This is a genomic window from Parabacteroides sp. CAG:2, assembly GCF_000436315.1.
GTDB classification, from domain to species: Bacteria; Bacteroidota; Bacteroidia; order Bacteroidales; family Tannerellaceae; genus Parabacteroides; species Parabacteroides distasonis.
Genome location: NZ_FR885330.1, coordinates 94,520 through 101,030, shown reverse-complemented (window position 1 = coordinate 101,030; position 6,511 = coordinate 94,520). Strand labels below are relative to the sequence as shown.

At 45.1% G+C, this 6,511-nt stretch carries 7 protein-coding genes and 2 tRNA genes; 7 read left to right on the top strand and 2 right to left on the bottom strand.

Annotation, left to right across the window (positions count from 1 at the left end; genetic code table 11):
* From QVP94_RS18495 to QVP94_RS18475, 5 genes are all read left to right on the top strand, one after another.
* A partial coding sequence (locus QVP94_RS18495; protein ID WP_288213316.1) for a sensor histidine kinase occupies positions 1–1,123 on the top strand: 1,123 nt, incomplete at its 5' end.
* Between the two features lie 34 nt (positions 1,124–1,157).
* On the top strand, positions 1,158–2,009 hold the full coding sequence (locus tag QVP94_RS18490; protein WP_005858771.1) for a sugar phosphate isomerase/epimerase family protein: 852 nt from the start codon (positions 1,158–1,160) through the stop codon (positions 2,007–2,009).
* A 38-nt stretch (positions 2,010–2,047) separates the two neighbouring features.
* A complete protein-coding gene (locus QVP94_RS18485) occupies positions 2,048–3,082 on the top strand; it encodes a DUF6340 family protein (RefSeq protein WP_005858770.1) in 1,035 nt (344 codons plus the stop codon).
* Between the two features lie 62 nt (positions 3,083–3,144).
* The gene (locus QVP94_RS18480) at positions 3,145–3,606 is read left to right on the top strand and encodes a hypothetical protein (protein ID WP_005858768.1); all 462 of its coding nucleotides are present in this window, start codon (positions 3,145–3,147) and stop codon (positions 3,604–3,606) included.
* 39 nt (positions 3,607–3,645) lie between these two features.
* A tRNA-Thr gene (locus QVP94_RS18475) sits at positions 3,646–3,718 on the top strand.
* 238 nt (positions 3,719–3,956) lie between these two features.
* Here QVP94_RS18475 and QVP94_RS18470 read toward each other — a convergent pair.
* A tRNA-Ala gene (locus QVP94_RS18470) sits at positions 3,957–4,033 on the bottom strand.
* An 86-nt stretch (positions 4,034–4,119) separates the two neighbouring features.
* On the opposite strand from QVP94_RS18470, the gene QVP94_RS18465 reads away from it, so the two are divergent.
* Complete coding sequence (locus QVP94_RS18465; RefSeq protein WP_005868538.1) at positions 4,120–4,434, top strand: DUF4286 family protein; 315 nt, start codon at positions 4,120–4,122, stop codon at positions 4,432–4,434.
* The gene (gene ruvC, locus QVP94_RS18460) at positions 4,431–4,988 is read left to right on the top strand and encodes a crossover junction endodeoxyribonuclease RuvC (RefSeq protein WP_005858764.1); all 558 of its coding nucleotides are present in this window, start codon (positions 4,431–4,433) and stop codon (positions 4,986–4,988) included. Before QVP94_RS18465 ends, ruvC begins: the two co-directional genes overlap by 4 nt.
* A gap of 98 nt (positions 4,989–5,086) precedes the next feature.
* Here ruvC and gdhA read toward each other — a convergent pair whose 3' ends face one another.
* Positions 5,087–6,421, bottom strand: a complete 1,335-nt coding sequence (gene gdhA, locus QVP94_RS18455; RefSeq protein ID WP_005868539.1) for an NADP-specific glutamate dehydrogenase — start codon at positions 6,419–6,421, stop codon at positions 5,087–5,089.
* Positions 6,422–6,511: the final 90 nt, after the last annotated feature.

Genomic DNA, 6,511 nt, shown 5'->3' with positions numbered 1-6,511 from the left:
CGAGCAAATCCTGCCTCAATTCCTTTGGATGAATTATTACGCTTTAGCGGGGAAATATGAGAAGGCCATTGATTTGGCGAACAAATTGGAACTAATGCTCTTGGATAAGAAACGCTTTAGTGATTGGGTCTCAGTGGAGGATTTTAAGGCGGATCTCTATTATAAGCTTGGAAGAGGGATGGAAGCGGCTAGGGCTTACAGAGATTCTAAAGAAGTGCACGACTCGATTATGCGGGTAAAATATTACGAGGATTTAGCGAAGTTGAAAACCCAACGAGAGGTGGAAAAACTAGAGATACAAAGTAAGAAACTGGAGCTAGAGGCGGAAAAGTCGCGTGTCCGTATCTTGATGCTTCGAGGAGGATTTGTCTTGGTGTTGTTACTATGTGCGGGCTTGGGTATAGTCGCCTATGCCCGTCATCGTGCGGGGATACGATTAAAGATCGCAAAAGAGAAAGCGGAGGAGGCGGATCACCTGAAATCTGCGTTCTTGGCAAACATGAATCATGAGATCAGGACGCCATTGAACGCCATCGTCGGATTCTCGCAGGTGATCGCCGATGAGGAAGATGCGGAAACTCGTCATGAACTCTCCAATATTATACAAAGTAATAATGAATTGTTGCAACGCTTGATAGAAGACGTATTGGATATATCGAAAATCGAGTCGAATACGTTGACTTTCGTTTTGGCGAATCATGAAATGAAGGCTTTAATGAAAGATATCTATAGTATCATTTTATTACGTATGCCCGAAAATGTAGAACTTCGATTGGATGATTGCCAACCTTTTACGCTTTATACCGATCGGAGTAGATTAACGCAAGTCCTCACTAATTTATTGACGAATGCTATCAAGCACACGAAAAAAGGTTATATTTGCTTCGGGTATGACGTGACGGAGCAGGAAATCCGCTTTTATGTGACGGATACAGGCGAGGGAATCCCGGACGACCAATTGGAACGGGTTTTCGATCGTTTTGTCAAGTTGACGCAATGGACCAATGGAGTCGGCTTGGGATTGGCTATCTCCAAGGCTTTGGTCACAAAGCTCGGCGGTCGTATAGAAGTGACTTCCCAGCAAGGGGTAGGCTCTACCTTTAGCGTTATTTTCCCAAGATAAACAGTATACATTATATATAATATTGTAATAGACCATGAAACACTCAAGACGTACATTTTTTAAACAAGGATTGGCGGGTGCCCTTTTATTAGGTACCTCCACGATCGCCCGGGCCGCTTTGCCGGACCCTGTAAAGCCAAAAGCCCCGAAGGCCGTAAACCCGTTCCATCTGGGAATGGCGGGATATACTTTCGTTAATTTTGATTTAGATACGACGTTGAAGACGTTGGAACGATTAGATATCCATTATCTTTGCATCAAGGATTTCCATTTGCCGTTGAATAGTACGGATGAGCAGATTAGGGCTTTTCATGATAAATGCGCTGCCCATAAAGTGACGGGATATGCCGTAGGTCCTATTTATATGAAGAGTGAGGAAGAGATAGATCGTGCGTTTGATTATGCGAAGCGGGTAGGAGTGAAGTTAATCGTCGGTGTCCCGAATTACGAGCTTTTACCCTATGTGGATAAAAAAGTGAAGGAGTATGATTTTCATTACGCTATCCACTTGCACGGTCCTGATATTAAGACGTATCCCGATGCTACGGACGTTTGGGAGCATACGAAGGATTTAGACCCCCGTATCGGTATGTGTCTGGATGTCGGGCATGACTTGCGAAACGGCTGTGATCCTGTCGCCGACTTGAAGAAATACCATACCCGGGTATTCGATATGCACATCAAGGACGTGACGGATTCTTCGAAGGCGGGAGTCGGGATCGAGATCGGTCGTGGAAAGATCGACTTCCCTGCTCTGATCCGTATGATGCGGGAAGTTAATTACACGGGAATGTGTAGCTTGGAATACGAGAAAGACATGAAAGACCCCTTCTTGGGGATCGCGGAGTCTATCGGCTATTTCAAGGCTGTGAGTGATTTGACATAATGTGGGGGCGTAAATCGCCCCCTTTTAAATAGATGAAGATGAGAAGCATTCTTTTTATAGGCATAGCGGGTTTGTTGTCCGCTTGTAGCACGATTAATTATGTAGGTATCGAGACGTATAATCCTGCGGAGGTGACGTTTCCTGAGAATGTCGCCAAGGTACTTATCGTAAACAATGCCGTCCCCCAACCGGAGGATGCGGGTTACGAATACACCTTGCAGGGAGAGAGGCAAGATACTTGCAAAGCGAAAGCGGATAGTGCGCTGTTTGACGCTTGCCGTACTTTAGGGGAGGCTATCGTGGAGGCTTCTTATTTTAACGACGTATTGCTTTACCATGATGCGGTTCGAAAAGATAATCAGGCGTTTCTGGATACGAAACTTACCCAAGGGCAAGTAGCGTCGCTATGCGATGAGACCGGTGCCGATGCGGTTATCTCCATCGACCGCTTGCTGTTCGATATGAAGAAAAGCGTAGGTACCTTGGGCGAAGGGTATGTAATGGGAATGATCGACGTGCAGATGGCTGGCGTGATACGCAGTTACGTTCCCGATCGTGAGGCTCCACTGGCGACGGTACATATGAAAGATAGTATTTATTGGGCGGAAAGTGCGGATTATATGCCGATCTTGGATAAGGTATTGCCCTCTCCGGAGAATGCTTTGCGTGGGGCCGGTAAATATTTCGGGGCGAAGGTCTACGCTAATTTTGTTCCTCATTGGGAGAAGGAGACTCGTTGGTACTTTACCGGAATGGGTTCACGTTGGAAAGAGGCTTCCGCTTATGCGGCTAATGAGAAATGGGATATGGCGGAAGATCGTTGGTCCGGGCTTTACCGGGGTACGGAAAACTGGAAAAGCCGGGCGAAGGCGGCCTCTAATCTGGCCCTATGCCATGAGATGAGAGGAGCTTTAAAAGAAGCCTATGAGTGGGCTCATAAATCATACGATTTATTCAAGCGTAATAATGGTGATAATGATAAGAGTACCAAATTATTGGAACTCTATGTACAGGCGTTGGCCGAACGAATTCGTTCCGATAAGAAACTAAATGTGCAATTTGGTGAGGATTAACGGCGTTATTCGGTGAATTATTATTACTTTTGACGCATATTCGAATAAAGGAGAATTAATATATGAACGCAAATATGGCAAAGGTTCAATCCCTCATCGAGAACGCTTTTACGTCGGCTGTTGAAAAGCTGGCCAAGGATGAGTCCGGTAATTTTATAAGCGACTTATATGTGCAGGCTGATGCGGAAAGCGGGGAACTGCAAATTTATGATGATGAGGAGCATTTGATCGAAAAGATCGTTATCTTCGATTGGGTGAACTCGAACGAGGAGGAGAACGCATTCAATAAGCGGGTTGCCGCTTCGGTGAAGGCGGTTCTTACGATCTTGTCTACCAAGAATATTTTTGACGTCCCCCGATTCATGAAGCCTCTTTCTGTTAGCTTGACCGATGAGGATTTTGTTGTAATAGAGGAACTTCTCTTCATCGATGATGATATGCTTCGTCTGGACGATCCTCTATTAAAAGATTTAGATGCAGATTTAGATGATTTTTTAGCGAATCTTCTTGCAGATGTCAAATAAACCCTGTATCTTTGCGCCCGAAATAAAGAAACAAATGTTGCCGAAATAGCTCAGCTGGTAGAGCAACGCATTCGTAATGCGTAGGTCGCCGGTTCAAGTCCGGCTTTCGGCTCACAAAATTAGGCAGTTATCTTTTTAGGTAACTGCCTAATTTTGTTTGATAAGGCTGCGGTTCTAGCGAGGTTTGGGAGGTAAGGTTAAACTGGGTGTTAAACCGGAAATGCAATGAACGCAACAGCGTTATTATTTGCGTCAAATTTGCGTCACCAAATGCAACAAAACGCCAAAACAAAACGATTTTTATCAATAAAAAAAGCGGCTACTTGTTTTGTAACCGCTTAATTTATTATTGGTGGAGCATATCGGACTCGAACCGATCACCTACAGACTGCCAGTCTGTCGCTCTAGCCAGATGAGCTAATGCCCCGTCTTGTTAATTCATGTGCAAATATAAGGCTTTTCTTGATATATGCGCTATCTTTGTATAAGAAATTTCAAGAGAAAGGAAAGAAGATGATAGTTTATAATACGACTTTTCATATCCATAAGGATATCGTGGATGAGTGTCTGGAATATTTGAAGAATAGTTATATACCGAAAGCCTCCGAGAGCGGTATCCTTTATAGTCCTTATTTGAGACGGATCTTGGATTCGCGGAATGAGGAAGGTGAAAGTTTTTCCGTACAGTTTCATACGAGGGATATCGATTCGTTGAATGAGTGGGTGCGTAAGGAAGGCGGAGCCTTGCAGCAAGATTTGATAGGACGTTATAAAGAGAAAATCGCAGGATTCTCTACCCTGTTGGAAGATATAGAGCTACCTAAATGATCAAGGACCGTATTATATTAGGCATAGACCCCGGTACGATCGTGATGGGATACGGAATCTTGAAGATCGAGGGGAATAAACCGAAGCTGGAAGCTATGGGAATCCTGCAATTGAATAAATATGAGGATCATTATCTCCGTCTGCGTAAGATATTCGAACGGGTCTTGGCCTTGATCGATCAATACCATCCGGATGAGTTGGCTATCGAGGCGCCTTTCTTCGGGAAGAACGTACAGAGTATGTTGAAACTCGGAAGGGCACAAGGAGTAGCGATGGCGGCGGCCTTGGAGCGGGATATCCCGATCTTCGAGTACGCCCCTCTAAAAATCAAGCTCTCGATCACGGGGAATGGAAATGCGGCGAAAGAACAAGTGGCCGGCATGCTACAACGCTATCTGAAGATACCGGATGAGTCTATGCTTCCGCAATTGGACGCTACGGATGGGTTGGCGGCGGCTGTTTGTCATTATTTCCAAACCAATAATCCGATCTCGGAAAAGAAGTATACGGGATGGAAGGATTTTATCGCTAAGAACCCCGGGAAAGTCCGCTGATATGAGCTTAAAAAACATAGTTATGAAATTCTCAAACCATAACTAAGGTTCAAAGAATTCATAACTATGTTTTTATTTAGCCTAAACTGACCTTATTCTTATACGATACCTTGAGCCATCATAGCTTTCGCTACTTTCATGAAGCCTGCGATATTTGCGCCTTTTACATAATTGATATATTCGCCATCTTTACCGTGAGCTACGCATTGTTCGTGGATTGCGCTCATGATCTGATGTAATTTAGCGTCTACCTCGGCGGCAGTCCATGAGATATGCATAGCGTTCTGGGTCATCTCCAATCCGGAAGTAGCCACACCACCGGCGTTGACAGCCTTACCCGGAGCGAATAATTGCTTATGCTCGATGAACAAGTCTACAGCCTCAGCCGTACAACCCATGTTAGAAACCTCAGCTACGCACAAAGTCTTGTTCTCGATCAACTTACGAGCGTCAGCCTCGTTCAACTCATTCTGGGTAGCGCATGGCAAGGCTATATCTACTTTTTGTTCCCAAGGTTTCTTGCCGGGATAGAAGGTAGAGCCCGGGAATTCGTCTGCGTAAGGAGCTACGATATCATTTCCGGAATTACGCAATTCCAACATATAGTCGATCTTCTCGCCGGAGATACCCGCCGGATCATAGATATATCCGTCAGGACCGGAGATAGTAACCACTTTAGCGCCCAACTCGGTTGCCTTTGTAGCGGCACCCCAAGCCACGTTGCCGAAACCGGAGATGGCGACCGTCTTGTCCTTGATATCGATTCCGTGAGTCTCCAGCATTTGATGTACGAAATAAAGAGCGCCGAAGCCGGTAGCTTCCGGACGAAGGATAGAACCTCCGAACTCCATGCCCTTACCCGTGAACGTACCTGTGTTCTCGCGAGCCAATTTCTTGTACATACCGTACATATAACCAACCTCACGGCCACCTACGCCTATATCGCCAGCCGGAACATCCCTGTCCGGACCAAGATTACGCCATAATTCAAGAATAAACGCTTGGCAGAAACGCATGATCTCGGCATCGCTCTTTCCTCTCGGAGCGAAATCGGAACCACCTTTGCCACCACCCATCGGAAGGGTTGTCAAAGCGTTTTTAAATGTTTGCTCGAATCCTAAGAATTTCAAGATAGACAAGTTAACGGACGGGTGGAAACGGATACCTCCCTTGTACGGGCCGATCGCGTTGTTGAACTGAACACGGTATCCCAAGTTAACTTGTATCTCACCTTTATCATCTACCCAAGGCACACGGAAAGTGAAAATACGTTCCGGCTCAACTAGGCGTTCAATGATTTTCGCTTTCTCAAATTCCGGATGTTGGTTGTACACTTCCTCAATTGATAAAAGCACTTCTTTTACTGCTTGCAAATACTCCTTTTCTCCCGGATGTTTTGCCTCTAGCGCTGATAAAATAACTTCAGTCTTCATAGCATTTATATTCTTTAAAAGGATAACATTCTGTTGGCAAATGTAGGTAATTCTTTGGAATGACCAAGAGTTTCGCTTACTTTTTATCAG